Origin of the sequence: Iocasia fonsfrigidae, from assembly GCF_017751145.1 — a bacterium.
Taxonomy (GTDB): domain Bacteria; phylum Bacillota; class Halanaerobiia; order Halanaerobiales; family DTU029; genus Iocasia; species Iocasia fonsfrigidae.
The window spans coordinates 3771782-3787208 of sequence record NZ_CP046640.1; the positions used below are offsets into that span (position 1 = coordinate 3771782).

At 28.8% G+C, this 15427-nt stretch carries 15 protein-coding genes and 1 pseudogene; all 16 read right to left on the bottom strand.

The annotated features are described in order from the left end of the window. Nucleotides 1-6 precede the first annotated feature (6 nt). Nucleotides 7-1443, bottom strand: a complete 1437-nt coding sequence (locus GM661_RS18085; protein WP_230868055.1) for a CDP-glycerol glycerophosphotransferase family protein — start codon at nucleotides 1441-1443, stop codon at nucleotides 7-9. Between the two features lie 53 nt (nucleotides 1444-1496). Next, complete coding sequence (locus GM661_RS18090) at nucleotides 1497-2927, bottom strand: lipopolysaccharide biosynthesis protein (protein ID WP_230868056.1); 1431 nt, start codon at nucleotides 2925-2927, stop codon at nucleotides 1497-1499. 216 nt (nucleotides 2928-3143) lie between these two features. Next, the gene (locus GM661_RS18095) at nucleotides 3144-4181 is read right to left on the bottom strand and encodes an N-acetylneuraminate synthase family protein (protein ID WP_230868057.1); all 1038 of its coding nucleotides are present in this window, start codon (nucleotides 4179-4181) and stop codon (nucleotides 3144-3146) included. A 37-nt stretch (nucleotides 4182-4218) separates the two neighbouring features. Beyond that, nucleotides 4219-5070, bottom strand: a complete 852-nt coding sequence (locus GM661_RS18100; protein ID WP_230868058.1) for an SDR family oxidoreductase — start codon at nucleotides 5068-5070, stop codon at nucleotides 4219-4221. After that, entirely contained in the window at nucleotides 5063-6046 is a 984-nt protein-coding gene (locus GM661_RS18105) for a Gfo/Idh/MocA family protein (protein ID WP_230868059.1), read from the bottom strand. Before GM661_RS18105 ends, GM661_RS18100 begins: the two co-directional genes overlap by 8 nt. A 4-nt stretch (nucleotides 6047-6050) precedes the next feature. Beyond that, complete coding sequence (locus GM661_RS18110) at nucleotides 6051-6803, bottom strand: cytidylyltransferase domain-containing protein (protein WP_230868060.1); 753 nt, start codon at nucleotides 6801-6803, stop codon at nucleotides 6051-6053. Then, nucleotides 6800-7984, bottom strand: coding sequence for a UDP-N-acetylglucosamine 2-epimerase (neuC, locus tag GM661_RS18115; protein ID WP_230868061.1), 1185 nt, complete (start codon nucleotides 7982-7984; stop codon nucleotides 6800-6802). The genes GM661_RS18110 and neuC overlap by 4 nt, the downstream gene beginning before the upstream one ends. Beyond that, on the bottom strand, nucleotides 7981-8979 hold the full coding sequence (neuB, locus tag GM661_RS18120; protein ID WP_230868062.1) for an N-acetylneuraminate synthase: 999 nt from the start codon (nucleotides 8977-8979) through the stop codon (nucleotides 7981-7983). The genes neuC and neuB overlap by 4 nt, the downstream gene beginning before the upstream one ends. Further along, the gene (locus tag GM661_RS18125) at nucleotides 8979-9653 is read right to left on the bottom strand and encodes a PIG-L deacetylase family protein (RefSeq protein WP_230868063.1); all 675 of its coding nucleotides are present in this window, start codon (nucleotides 9651-9653) and stop codon (nucleotides 8979-8981) included. Before GM661_RS18125 ends, neuB begins: the two co-directional genes overlap by 1 nt. 26 nt (nucleotides 9654-9679) lie before the next feature. After that, entirely contained in the window at nucleotides 9680-10636 is a 957-nt protein-coding gene (locus GM661_RS18130; RefSeq protein WP_230868064.1) for a methionyl-tRNA formyltransferase, read from the bottom strand. Between the two features lie 2 nt (nucleotides 10637-10638). Further along, nucleotides 10639-11277: a NeuD/PglB/VioB family sugar acetyltransferase gene (locus GM661_RS18135; RefSeq protein WP_230868065.1), complete on the bottom strand. Its 639-nt coding sequence runs from the start codon at nucleotides 11275-11277 to the stop codon at nucleotides 10639-10641. Next, a complete protein-coding gene (locus GM661_RS18140; protein WP_230868066.1) occupies nucleotides 11278-12450 on the bottom strand; it encodes a LegC family aminotransferase in 1173 nt (390 codons plus the stop codon). Continuing rightward, the gene (locus tag GM661_RS18145) at nucleotides 12425-13882 is read right to left on the bottom strand and encodes a polysaccharide biosynthesis protein (RefSeq protein WP_230868067.1); all 1458 of its coding nucleotides are present in this window, start codon (nucleotides 13880-13882) and stop codon (nucleotides 12425-12427) included. Before GM661_RS18145 ends, GM661_RS18140 begins: the two co-directional genes overlap by 26 nt. A 55-nt stretch (nucleotides 13883-13937) precedes the next feature. Next, complete coding sequence (locus GM661_RS18150; protein ID WP_230868068.1) at nucleotides 13938-14822, bottom strand: Wzz/FepE/Etk N-terminal domain-containing protein; 885 nt, start codon at nucleotides 14820-14822, stop codon at nucleotides 13938-13940. Between the two features lie 244 nt (nucleotides 14823-15066). Further along, nucleotides 15067-15192: pseudogene (locus GM661_RS18155) on the bottom strand (4-hydroxythreonine-4-phosphate dehydrogenase PdxA); the annotation flags it as partial. Beyond that, nucleotides 15168-15335: a hypothetical protein gene (locus tag GM661_RS18160; RefSeq protein WP_230868069.1), complete on the bottom strand. Its 168-nt coding sequence runs from the start codon at nucleotides 15333-15335 to the stop codon at nucleotides 15168-15170. The pseudogene GM661_RS18155 and the gene GM661_RS18160, both read right to left, overlap by 25 nt. Nucleotides 15336-15427 lie beyond the last annotated feature (92 nt).

Sequence of the window (15427 nt, forward strand, 5' to 3'; positions counted from 1 at the left end):
TACTTTTTAATTAATATTTAACCCTATCTCATTAATTAAAAATTGACTGTAGTTTGTTTTCCAACTTTCATCAAAATAATTATTATAATCATAATTTGCTTTTTTATATTTTTTATTTAATATTAGTCTCAGCAACTCATTTGGTTTACTAAATCTATACCCAATTTCAAAAGGAATTGTCGCTTCTGAAATATCATTTTTTAATATAAATATCGGTTTCTTAAAAGGCAAAGCTTCATATATAGCTGTAGAATAAGATGATATAATGTAATTAGATTGATTAATCAAATCATAAATTTCTCCTTCCTTAATTATTGAAATGTTTTTATACCGAAATAAAGAACTATATTCCTTAACCTTTTCCTGAAACTTGGGATGAAGTTTAAATATAATATCATATTGTTTGTAATCCAAATTATTTGCCAAATATTCAGCATATCTAACAAAATCTTTTCTTATAGGCCACTGAGATAAAATCAAGACTACTTCCTTTTCATTTTTTTCTTCTTTACCATTTTCTATCTTATTGTCATATATTCCTTTTATCTTTTTAGAAAAATAGGGATATCCAATAGTGATTTTCTTAGATGGTATCCTTGTATATTGTTTCCATTTATCCCCTCTGATTATCAAATAATCAGGAAGGTACGTTTTATATTTATCTTCAAAAAATATGTCTCCATAGTTATATGAAGGTTGTAACCCAGATATTATGCCATGTTGATATTGTGCTGTTTTAATCCTCAATTGATGAGCCCAAAGATTAATAATTTGAGGAGAAGAATTATGATAGATAATTATTTTAGGTGATATTCTTTTCATCCACCTTTTCCAATTATCTCTACAACACAATAAATTTTTAACAGTATTTAATATACATTTTTTAAAATTATCTAGAATAATATTATCATTGTCATTTTTATTGTTAATACCTAAGATAATACCTATATTATTCACAAACTCATTAACAACTTCGATTTCTTGTCGCTGAAAATTTAAAAATCTCCTTTTTATCCGCCCCGAAAAAGTAATTATTTCTTGTGGTATTGTAGAACTAAAATATCTGCGTTTTTTTCTCATTAAAGCTCCACTTTCTACTATTAAAGTCCTTTCTGGGTAAGTCAAAGATAACTCATCATAATATATGTTGTAAAGTTTATTATCCCTGATTTCCCTATTTGCTTCAAAAGGGCTTAAATAAATAATGTCTTTTTCTTTCGCAAAAAAAGGGTTATTAGAAACAGATGAAATAGAGAAATTGTAAATTTTAAATATCATTTCCTTATAACTTTTTTTATCTTTTTTTCTATTAACCTCAATATCATTTCTTAATAATATTGAAAGGTAAGTCCTACTTATTGGCCAAAGATTTATACCTCTAACCACATAATCCTTTTTTAATTTATTATCTATTTCTATAATTTTATCAATCACATTAATCATTACTCTTCTCCTTAGCTTTTCATCAAACCTTAAAACAAAATCCATTTATAACCCTAATTAACAAAAAATTTCCATCCTGTTAAAACTATAATCACCAGCTTCACAACTACTGGTATAATTAATCCACTTAAATAAATATTTATAAAATATAAAGCAATTACAGATATAACTACCCAAACAAAGTTAATTACTATTTTTCTAAATAGAATCAATTCTTTTTCCTTTAAAACAAACTTAACATTAATAAAATGAAAAGTAAAAAGTACTAAATATGAAAATGCAGTAGTGTATGCAGCCGCTATATATCCAAATTGAGGAATTAACCAATAATTTAAAATTATATTTATTACCCCACTCAAAAGTGTTGCTAAAGAAATTAAGGCTGTTTTTTTTCTATAAAAAGAATATCCACTATAAAGAATATAATAAAACATGAAAATATAACTAATAATAATAATAGGCACTAGATTTAAAGCTATATGATAACTTTTATCAGCCAGAATAATTACAATCTCTTTAGAAAACAAGATTAATATTATTGCTGCATAATATATATAATTAGAATATTCATAAGAAAGTTTTTTAATTTTATCAAAACTTCCCTTTTTCATGTATTCATAAAAAATAGGTGTCCATGCTTTAGTTGTTGCCATTACAACAACATTCATAACCATACCTACATTATATGCAAAAGAGTATAATCCAGCATCATTTGGTCCAGTAACCTGATTTATAATAATCCTATCAAAAAAATTTAATATAAATCTTGATAAACTATGTGGAATAAGAGGTATACCAAAAACTAATGCATACTTAATATATTTAATTTTAAATTTGAAATGAGCAATATTAATTGACTTATATATAGTAAAACTCGAAAATACTACTGTTACAGTTAGTAGTGAATATATTTTACCATAATACCTATTCTCTTTTAATAAATAGACTAATGAAATTGATAATAATAAAATAATAATACTTTTAATAACTGATATCTCTGAATATTTCTTGCTTTGTTTGCTAAATTGAAGATAACTTAAATATATACCGATAGGAACATTTAAAGACGCCACTATAACAGCAATAATAAATACATCTACTTTTATATTAAAATATTCAGCTATACCAGTTCTGTAAATATACATTAGATATAATGAAATTATATTAAATATTACTATAAATATTAAATTAGTTCCTAAAAAATCATTAAATTTATTATTATTTTCATAATAATATCTAGCATTTGCACCAGCAATCCTTAAAGATAATATAACAGTAAATATCGAAATAATAGATGAAAAAATAGCAAGAATCCCATATTCATCAGGAGTTAACAATCTAGTGAATATTGGAACAGAAATAAAACTTAAAGCTTTTGTAAAAAATTCTGCTGACATATAATTTTTAGCATGATTAACAAATTCTAAATTTTCTCTGCCTATAACTTTCTTTATCTGATCCTTTATTATTTTCTTGTTTTGCATATTATTCTCCCTAATACATTAATAATTCATATATTATTTTAGAAAGATAAGTGTGTCAAACCCTTTTTATATGCACTCCATCTTCTCATACAAAGTGTTAGTTGTTTTTGGTTATAGTATAAAAATAGATAAGATAAACATTATAATATTTATCTTTAATCTTTTTTATTATGCTATTATAAAAAAGTTCCACATAAACCAAAGACCATTGTTGTTTTAATCTATTAAATCTCTATAATCTATCTCTTTATTTTTTTCTACGTTCCTTTTAACTACCTTACCATAAAATTGTTCAATTTCTCTAAATGTATGTTGTCTCTTTGGATTTTTAACCCTTTTAAACACTACATTTTTTCTAGTTAATCTTGTTCCTTTTACCAAATTTTCCTTGTAAACAGGCACTTTTCTGAAACTTAGGTATTCTCTTTCTCCTTTATTTAACCTAAAATCAACATTCCCAATACTCAAATGTATATTAATTAATTTTTCTTTTATATTATTTAATCTTATATTACTAAGTCCAGTAATATAATCTGTTCTTTCTTCTCCTTCTCCTAAAACATAATGAACTTCCTGTATGTTTGCTCCCAATGTATAAGCAGTGTAGATCAAATTTTCTTTATTTACATCATTATATTTCGTATGGTCTGCATATCCCACTTTATACCTAATAGCTTTTTTTATCAAAGGAATTTTACTCAAGTTTATATCTTGCAATTTTGTAGGGAAATTTTGAAACCCATACATTAATACAACATTTTCAAGTTTTGCATCTTCCAAATATTCAATAATAGCTGATAGTTCCTGAAATTCAAATCCACTAATCCCAACAAAAAACACTTTATTATAATCCCTGGAGAACTTAATAGCTGCATCTAATATTTTTAAATCATTAATACAGGCTGCATGTACTTCTATCCCATCTACCAATTTATTATTCTCTCTGCAGAAATTAACACTTTCTACGTCATCAGTAAGTATTATAGTATCCAGCTTATTTAATTTTGCCTTATTTAAAATATCAAGCCAATCATTTCTTTCAAGTAACCATCCATCTAAACAACGATTTAGCTCTTCATATTCAGGAACTATATATTCACTACTATTAAATAACATATGAAATTTAATACAATCAACTTGTGTACCTTCTAATCTATTAATCTGTTTCAATAAATAAGATTTATCTCCCTCAAAACTATAAGCGGTTTCTGCTATTAAATAGGGTATTTTTTCTTTCAAAACTTTATTTATCATAGTAAACTCCTCAAAAAATTAAGACTGTTACCCCAATCTACCATATAGTCCAACCCCCATCCACAACTAAGTTGTGTCCTGTTACATATGACGATGCTCTTGATGATAAAAATATAATAGCTCCATTTATTTCATCCGGTCTTGCTTTTCTTCCTAAAGGAGTTCTATCTGAATAATTCTTTATAAAACTCTCTGACTCCTCTGGATAACTAACACCTCCAGGAGATATAGCATTAACCCGCACATTATATTTTCCATAGTAAGCAGCTAAGTATTTTGTTAAAGCTATCACTCCTCCTTTGGCAGCAGGATAAACCGGATGTGAATAAATTTGTTCTTCCTCATCATCACTATTAATACTTTCATTATCTAAATAACATTTATCCAAATTAGAACCCCTATAAATCCTTTGATCATTACCAACAATCCCATAAATAGAAGAAATATTTATAATTGAACCCTGTTTACTCTCAACCATATCTGGAACAAAAACCTGACAGGCTAAGAAAGCAGCCGTTAGATTACCATTTATTCCTATTTTCCATCCCTCTAAAGAAACCTTCTCAAAAGGTTTATAAAAATCTTCACCCTTTTGAGTGATTGCATTTATCAATACATCAATTTGAAAACCCTTTTCTTTTATTTCTTCTCTGACTTGCTCAATTTCATTTTTATTTGTAGCATTACAATTATAAAAACAAAGTTTATTTGGATATTCTGTTTTTAATTGTTCTATATTATTGGTGTTAGTTTTATTAACATCTTTAATATCAACACTATGCACTATAGCACCATACTTGAGCAAAACCTCAGTAAACTGAGTACCTAAATAACCTCTACCACCAAAAATAACTATCGATTTATTTTCTAAATCAAACAAATTATCCATTTATATCAACTCTTTTCCCAGTTTTATTTGATTTTTCTGCAGCATCTATAACCTCCATTACTGTAATTCCAGAATAAATATCACCTGTTTTGGTATAATTTGTATTATTTAAAAAATAATCCATCTGTCTTTCGTACATTAAATCATATTCCTTACCTTTATATTTAAAAACAGTCTCATTTTCTATCCCATACTTTGTTAGCTTTATTATACCTTCAACAAAATCATACGTTATCTTTCCTTCAGTTCCTAATATTTCTCCTTTTCGAATTAACTCAGGTTCAAGATAATTCATTTCAATATTAACTACCATATTTCCAATTTCCATATTTATCATAGCATAGTCATCAACATCTATTTCTAAATTACTAATCTTTTTAACTACCCCAAAAACATTATCAGGCTTCTTAAATAAAAATAAACATAAATCAATTTCATGTGACAGTGTTCTTATTGCCCCACCGCCTAATTTTTTTTGAGAATAATATACCTTCCTGTAGTCTTCATATTCATGCCAATATTTTAAATAATGACCAACCTTCATATTAGATAAAACTATATTCCCAATCACTTTATTCTGTAATAATTCTTTTAACTTAATAAACAAATTATGAAACCTTAAGACATAACCAACCGTAATCTTCGGTTTGTACTCGTTTATTATATTATAATAACTATAAATTGAATTTAAATTATCAGCTAATGGTTTCTCAATAAAAATAGGGCATTTATATTTCATACACTTTTTCATTGTGTTTAAATGTAAATTAGTAGGGTTAGTTATTAAAACGCGCTCAATATTCTTATTATTAATCTCATCAAAACAATATATAGATGATAACCCTTTATGTCTTTCTTTGTGATAATTGTTTCCTTTTCCACTTCTAAGTGCAAAAATATTATAATTCCCTAATTTTTTTAATATCTTGAAATATCTTGTGCCTATAGACCCTATTCCTACTATTAATATGTTCACTCATCTATACCTCCAATTTATTTTGCGACTGCCATCTCTTTTTATAAAGTTTCTCACAATTTTTATTAATATCTACCACTGATTTATTATTATCTAGATAATTAATAATATCATCAAGTGTGAGGGTATAAATATCTTCTTTAAAGTGTTCGAATATTATTTTAAAAAACTCAAAATCTTCAGGATAGTCCAGGGTCATACGTAAATCAGGTCGTTTGTGTTCTGCATCCACTTCTAAATCAATTACTTTAAATCTCCCAGTATCTGTAAAATACCTACCCCAAACCTCTGTATCGCTACTCTTTTTAAATGAAAGTATTTTTTTTATTGCTTTTGGTTTTATCCCATAAGAATACGCTCCATGAGGCAAGTCAAAGACACGAATTAGATCAACATCACTATTTTTTTTATAATAATCTATTATTCTCTCCACATACTCAATGCTAACTAGTGGGCAATCTGCGGTAATATTTACTATATAGTCTAAATTAAATTTAACAGCCGCATTATATAATCGCTTTAATACATCATTTTCACTACCTCTAAAACATTTAACTTTTAGCTTTTTTGCTATCTTTTCCAATGGTTTATCTTGAACATTAGTTGAAGTGCAAATGATTATTTCATTTATAGCTTTAGAGTATTTTAATCTTTGTATCATATAAGTTATCATTTCTGTGCCATTAATTTTTAATAATAATTTTTTTGGTAATCTTGTTGATTTTAATCTAGCCGTAACTAAATAACCTATTTTCATATTTTCACCTCAAATGATATATTATAAAATTTTTTCTTTAAATTAATCTTACCACTTTTTAATCTATCTTCAATAACTTTTAATATTTTTTTTGAAGTACCATGTTTTTCATAGGGATTAACTATTTTTTTAAAGCTATTGTGATATTCCTTTTCTCCAATTAACTTTAAACATTTAAGAATATCTTCACTTTTAGGTCCACAATCTAATACTGAATTAGTCTTAATTCTACCTTTCTGTCTATCGCCTATATTAATAGTATGCACTTTAAAACTTGGAGCTTCCAAAATACCACTAGAAGAATTACCAATTATAGCATAGCTATGTTTTAATAAACTTAAATAATCCTCAATTAACAAAGATGTAAAATTATAAGCATTCTTATTTTTATCAGTAAATTGATCAATCATTTGATTTATAACTCGACCATCAGTATCAGAATTGCCTTTTATAAAAATTTTAGTTAATTCTTCATCATAATCATTTAATGCCTTTAATATTTCTTCAAATTGACTACTGGCTGTATTCTTTTCCAGTGTTACTGGATGAAATACTATTAAAACATATCTATTGCCTAATTTTATCTTTAATTTTTTCTCTAATTTACTTTTAGATAATGTATCTATATTTAATATATTTTCAACCCCTAATGCACCAACATTAAAAACCCTAGCCGGCTCTTCTCCTAATTGTATAACCCTTTTTCTATATTCCTCTGTTGAAGTAAAATGCAAATATGCCATCTTGGTCATGCTGTGGCGAAAAGAATCATCAAAAGCACCTTCTGTTATTTCTCCACCATGAATATGAGCCACAGGTATTTTAGCAACTGCAGCTGCTGCCATAGCAGAAAATGTTTCAAACCTATCCCCTAAAATGACTATTAAATCAGGTTTTAACCTTGCATAGGCTTCTGAAAAACTAATCAGGGTTAAACCCATTGCTTTTGAAATGCCTACTGAGGTATCTGAACTTAATAGTACTTCTATTTTTTCATCAATATTAAAACAATCTTTTTCTATGTCCTTATAGGTTAGTCCAAACTCAGGTGATAAGTGCATTCCCGTAGCAATTAACTGTAATTCTAAAATATTAGATTCATTTATTCTATTTATTAATAGTTTTAATAACCCATACTCTGCCCTTGTACCAGTTACTACACAAACCTTCTTCTTTCTCATAACTCTATCATCTCATCTTTTTTGTAATTCCTTCTAGCAATTTTCCCAAGTACATTTTCCCACTGCATAGGGCTAATACCACAACCAGGACGTTTAATTGCTAAATTTTTTTCAGAAAACCTTTCTCCCTTTTTAATATCTCTAGCTGCTACAATACTCTTCCTGGCAATTTCTTTATTTTTTAATTCAGACTTAGAAGGTTTTTTAATACCATTACCCATAGCCTTTTCTATATTTCTAATAGAATCTACCATCTCTTTTAATTCTTCAGGCTCAAGACTGGCCCTATGGTCAGGTCCTTCCATTGTTTTATCCAAAGTAAAATGTTTTTCGATTACTTCTGCTCCCATAGCAGCTGCAGCTATGGGAACTTCTATTCCCCTGGTATGATCTGAATACCCTACTTTAACTTTAAAAGCATCTTTAATAGTCTGCATGGCTTTTAAATTTACATCTTCTAATGGTGTTGGATATTCTGTATTACAATGTAAGACAGTTATATCACTTGTGCCTGCTTTTCTTAATACATCAAGGGCGGCTTCTATTTCTCCCAGATTAGACATCCCGGTAGATAATATTACTTTATCTTTAAATCCACCGATTTTTTTCAGATAAGGTAAATTTGTTATTTCTCCTGACGGTATTTTCCATATCTTCATTCCTAAATTAAACAATAAATCTATGCTTTCTAAATCAAAAGGAGAAGAAAGAAAGATGATATTATTTTTTCTACAATGGGTAATTAACTCTTTATGTGCCTCATAATCTATTTCAAGTTTTTCTAACATTGTATATTGACTATCTTTTTTTTCAGTAGTTTCAAGTTGATACTCAGCTTTTTGGGCATTTTTTGTTACCAGATTATCGGCTTTAAAGGTTTGAAATTTCACAGCATCTGCCCCTGCCCAGGCTGCTTTTTCTGTTAATTTTTTTGCTGTTTCTAGATTGCCATTATGATTAACCCCTGCTTCTGCTATTATAAAAATTTTTGTCATTAAGATAACTCCCTTATTAATATAAAGGATTCTGCATAATCATAACCTACCTGATTACCACGATGTTGACTACAATTAATAATTGATTTAAGCGACCTAGGATGTGGATAATCTCTTAATTCAGTTTTATATTTCTCCATAGCTAAACATTTTTTGTTTATTTGTTTCTTATTTAAAGTAACATATATATTAGGAATAAAATAATCTTTTGTTTTGTTATCTCCCCATTCAGTCGAAGAAGGCACCTCATAGGAATATATTTTTTTAATATTATTACCTGGTAAAGGACGACAAACAACAAGTGTTGATTCAAATATCAATTTATGATCTTTATTAACATCACCTGAATGATGAGTAAATATTATTTCTGGTTCAATTTTATTAGTGATTTTTTCTATTTCATTGTTAATCTTAACATGAGAAATTGTATCTAATTTCATATCTGGCAAATTTCCAAAAATAACTTCTTTAACTCCTAAAATGTCATTTGCTTTAAAGGTTTCTTCTTTTTTTTGGTTTAGTTTTTTAGTATCACCATAATACTGAGTACTTGAACCGTCTGTTAATATATAGGTATATATTTCATAATCTTTTTCTACTAACTTAATTATTGTTCCCCCTACACCTAAGACTTCATCATCAGGATGAGCAGCTATTACTAATACTTTTTTCATAATTAAATATTAACCCCCAATCCCAATCAAGTAATATTAATTTGTTTTAACTGCAAATACAAATCATATAAATCATCAAATTTAATACCAGGAAACTCAAATAATTCACTAGCAATCATAAACTTTCCTAGATACTCTATTTCATGAATAAGTAATAGTCCATCTCCTGTTTTTACCTTTACACCTTTTCCAGAAATTATTTCAACTATTTGTCCATGTTTAGCAATATGATTGTCTTTATTTAATAGTTCTGAACTCCAAATAATTAGTTTTTTACCTTTGTAATAAGTGTAAGCCCCTGGATAAGGCTTAGTAGTTGCCCTAATTAATTTATCTATATTATAAGCAGATTTATTCCAATCAATAATCCCATCACGTGGAGTTCTCTTGGCACAATATGTTGCTTTATTAGCATCCTGCTTAATCAAATTAATATTACCTTGCAAAATATCATTAATATTATTTCTTATTACCTTTTTCAAAGCTTTTATAACTTTATCATACAATGTTCTAGCTGTTTCTCTCTCATCTATATTTATTTTTTTTTGAGCAATTATATCCCCACTATCCATTCCTTCATCAAGATAAAAAAGAGTTACCCCTGTTTCTTTTATTTCTCTTAAAATAGTCCATGGTATAACACCCCTCCCTCTATTTTTAGGGAGCAAAGAAGGATGAAAACCTATACAACCATATTTAGGTATTTTTAATATCTGCTTTTTGACAATTTGAGATATCCCAATAACAAAAATAAAGTCCGGTTTTATTTGCTTTAATCTTTCTATATTTTCTTGATTATTTATATTTTTTATTAAATATGTCTTTATACCTGCATTTTCAGCCAAAGGTTTTAGCCTTTTAAAATCAGAATTATATTTATTTTTATCCAGAGTAAAAATAGCATCAATATCAATATTATTTCTCAATAATTCTTCTAATGCGGCATAGCTGGACTCAACAGTACCTATGAACACAGTTTTCATAATTAAAATACCCCTGTTTTATTATTCTTCTTTACAATTTTTTTTACTTCACTATAATAAATTTTATCTGAAGACAATGACTTTAAAACTTTACTATTTAAACCAATAATATTGTTATCTCCTATTTTTAATTCATCTTTTATATGAGAACCACTACCTATAAAATTATTTTTACCTATTTTTGTATTACCTCCTATGGAGCAGTTAAACCCAATAAAACTCATATCACTAACAACTACATCATGTCCAATAGAAGTATTCCCAGATATAACAACATTATCACCTAAACATACATTAGAAGCAATTATAGTCCCAGGATAAATAATACAACCCTTACCCATTCTAGCATCTTCACTTACAAAACATTGCTTTGAAATTATTGATATATAATTAACATTATCTTTTTTTATTTTTTGATGTATTTTATGTTTTAATATAGGATCCCCAAAAGCTAAGACTATAAAACAGTCATTATAATCATTTTTAACAGCATCATAATTAAATATTTTTATACCACTTATTTTATTCCCAGCTTTAAAATCATCAATAAAGCCAAGTACTTCTATATCTGTCTTTGTAGAAACTATTTGAAATACATCTCTACCTAAGCCACCAGCCCCATAAATAAATAGCTTTTTCATCTAATCACCTTTAGCTCTGAATGACTTTAACTTATCCACAACTTGACAAACTTCTTCTTTTGTCAGATTAGTACTACATGGTATATTAAGTAGATTATCAACATAGTATTTGGCTTTGTTAATTTTATAAGCCTCACAGTCCTGGTATGGTTTTTGTCTGCTTATCAGACCCCAGAGTGGTCTTGCCTGAATACCGACTTCATTTAATTCGCATAATAGTTTATCTCTATTAATTCCATATTTATCTTTATCTACTATAAGTGAATAAAACCAGTAATTAGGTCTTGTCCCTTTATTAAATGCTAAAAGTTCAAGTCCATCTATTTTATTTATTATTTCTTGATATAAATTATAATTCCTTTTCTTTATTTCAACAAATTCCTCTAGTTTATCTATTTGTTCTGTTCCAAAGGCTGCTGCAATATTTGTTAATCTATAGTTATAACCAATATCATCATGTTTAAAATAAAGAGGGTCAGTTTTAGCCTGGACAGAAAGGAATCTAGCTTTTTCTAATAAATCATTATCACTAGAAACAATCATTCCTCCACCACCAGTGGTTAATATTTTATTGGCATTGAAGGAGTAAATCCCTATATCACCTATGGTTCCTGCATGTTTGCCCTTATATTTGCCTTTTGTATAAAAAGAACCCAGGGCCTCAGTTGCATCTTCGACTACCTTTAATTTATATTTTTGGGCTATTTCCATTACCCTTGCCATATCAATTGGGTTTCCAAATACATGGACAACACAGATGGCTTTGATGATTTTTCCAGTCTTTTTATTCTTTGTTCCAGACGGAGTAATTTCACACTGTGAACTTAAAAATTCATCTAGTTTATCTAAATCCATATTTAAGGAATCATCACAGTCCATAAAGATAGGTTTTGCCCCTAAATAGGTAATAGGGTTAATTGCAGCAATAAAAGTCACCGTTGGAGCAATTACCTCATCACCTGGGCCTACTCCTAGCAATTGATAGGCAAGGTGAAGTGCTGCTGTACCGCTCTGTACACCTACAGCTTCTTCTATCCCAATATAATCTGCTATTTTATTTTCAAATTCATTAATAAACCTTCCACCTGTAGAAACCCAGCCGGTTTCAATACATTCCTTAATATTATTCAGTATATCTAAAGATAAATTAGGAACTGATAACGGTATATTCATTAGCAATCTCCCCATTAATATTATAATCAACCTCTTGATAGGTAGGTACCAATTCTTTTAATTTTAATTTCATTTTTTTACTATCAAATGTATCTAACAATTTTTTAAGTTCTTTTAATCCCTGGTCAATATTTACAGCTTCTTTTTTTAACTTAGCAATATATATTCTTTCATTTTGTGTCTTTTGACATGATTTTGCATCATACAGTAATTCTTCATATAACTTCTCCCCTGGCCGTAAACCAGTTATATTAATATTTACATCCTTGCCAAGTTCTAGTCCAGATAGTTCTATCATCTTCTTTGCTAAATCCATTATTCTTACAGGCTTACCCATGTCCAAAACAAATACCTCACCACCGTTAGCAATATACCCTGCTTCTAATACAAGTTGAGCTGCCTCGGGTATAGTCATAAAGTATCTGCTTACTTCTTCATGTGTCACGGTTAAATCCTTACCTTCTTGTAATAAGCTTTTAAATAAGGGTACCACACTCCCATTACTACCCAGTACATTGCCAAATCTTACTGCTGTAAACTTTGTGCTGGATAGCTTGCTATATTTTTCAATAATCAACTCCGCCAGCCTTTTTGTCGCACCCATTACATTTGTGGGATTAACCGCTTTATCAGTTGAAACTAAAACAAATTTAGCTACATTATATTTGTCTGCTGAAATTACTATATTTTCAGTCCCAAATACATTATTTTTAACAGCCTCTTCTATGTTTTTTTCCATAAGGGGTACGTGTTTATGGGCTGCAGCGTGAAAAACAATATCTGGTTGATATTTATTAAATAAATAATCTAATTTATACAGTTCTCTAATATTACATATTTCTACGCTTGTCTTTACTTTAAAATGCCGCTGTATATATAAATCTAAAAAATATAAATCATTTTCATTAATATCCAATAATATCAACTTGCTTGGTTCATATCGTACTATCTGACGGCACAACTCACTCCCTATAGACCCAGCAGCACCTGTAACAAGCACAATCCTATTCTTCAAATATTCTTTTACACTTTGACTATTTATATTAATTGTATCCCTACCTAATAAATCATCTACCTTAATTTCTCTTAATTGTTTAGTAAAGGGTTCATTTAATAATAGCTCTTCAATAGGGGGTAAGACACGAAAGTTAGCCTCTGCCTTATTAACCTGTCTATATAGTCTGTCTAAATCTTTATGATTAATTGCTGTAGTAGCAATTATTACCTCATCAATATTATATTTCTTAATATAAAACATAATATTATCATGATGCCCCAGGACTTTATATCCACTAATAGACATACCGTGTTTTTTTGAGTCAGCATCCAGGAAACCTATAATATTATACCCTAATTTCTTATCTTTTTTTAAGAGTTCACTTAGTAAATGTTTCCCAGCACCACCTGCACCAATTATTAGTAAGTTTTTCATATACTCACCCATTCTATTTGGTTAACGTTAATATTGTGAAATTATTATTCTTAATTTAATCCCTATCTTCCCTCATAAACTCCACAAAAAACACCATAAAAAAAGCTATCATTAACCCCAAAACCCCTGCAATAGCCATGTTCAATTTCTTTCTCGATTTAATGGCTGAGGTAGGTACTACTGCTTTATCTATTATCTCAACTGGATGAGAAGCCATTAATTCCTGTTCTAGTTTATATTTCTTTTCCCTCAAGTCTTTCCTCAACTGCAGATAGCAGGCTAACTGGTCAGATAGGCCTGTCTGCAGGATAAGACCTTCTGTCCCTCTATTAATATTTGCTGGTAGTGTATTTAATCTGCTATTGGTTTCTGCTATCCTATTGTTATAAGTATTTATATCATCATTAATTTCATCCAGATATGCCTGTTTACTAGCTATTATCTTGTTATAATACTGGTCTGCTTCTTTTTTAAATACATTTGCTATCTCTGTTAAATTCTGATGTATCTCTTCAGAGTCATTTCCTGTTAAAGTCAGTTTTATTATGTTAGTACCTTTTGATTGTTCAACTTTCAGTTTGTTTTCCTTAAGGTCTATCCTATTATTCTGTACAAATTCATTACCTGCAAAATATTCCACAGCTAATTTGGCATCACTGTATTTGTTATTCGACAGGTTAGCCTTCCTATCCTTTAGATAATTCACACCATTTACCTCTAGGTTAATCAAGGCCTGGGTATTATTCAGACTACTTAAGATAAGTGAAGCCTCAGTCTGATAGACTGGTACTGCAATATAAAAAGTATAGATGCCAGCCAGCAGCAAGGCTGTGATGGTTATCGTTAGTATAAGCCATTTTTTGCTCCATAAAAGCAATACATATTCCTTTAAGTCTATCTCATATTCACCATAGCTATATTCATTGTCTCTTTCTTCCAAAGCACTAACACCCTTCCAAATATTATTCGCTAACCATTATACTATATTCAACAAAAAACACAAATCTCCTTTTGTATTTTAACATATTTTTAGGAAATTTGTGCTATCAACATTATAGACAAGTACAGTTATCTTTTGTACTTATAAGAATAAAAATTTATACTTTAACTCTGACATAACAAAACCCATTGTAAGTAAATTTCCTTACAATAGGTTTATAATTCTTCCAGGTTTAATCAAACAGTTACTTATTTAAAGACATTTCTCTAGCCAGTTTAACAGCCTCTACCAGGCTAGTCTCTATGGCTATTCCCTGCCAGGCTAGATCAAAGGCTGTTCCATGGTCTACCGAAGTTCGGATAATTGGTAGAAATGTTCCAATACTCCTGCATCACCTATGACCATATGTTGTCCCAGCCCTTGAATCTTTTGATTCTTAATGGCTTTTAAGATAATCTCAGGTCCAATACCTGCCGGATCCCCCATAGTTATACCATATACAAAAGTAGACACCAAGTTTAGCCCCTCCTCCTCAAATAATTAAATATCTCTACTATTGCTTCTTTGTCACCAAAAGGTCGAGTAAGCGGGGCTTTACAACCCCA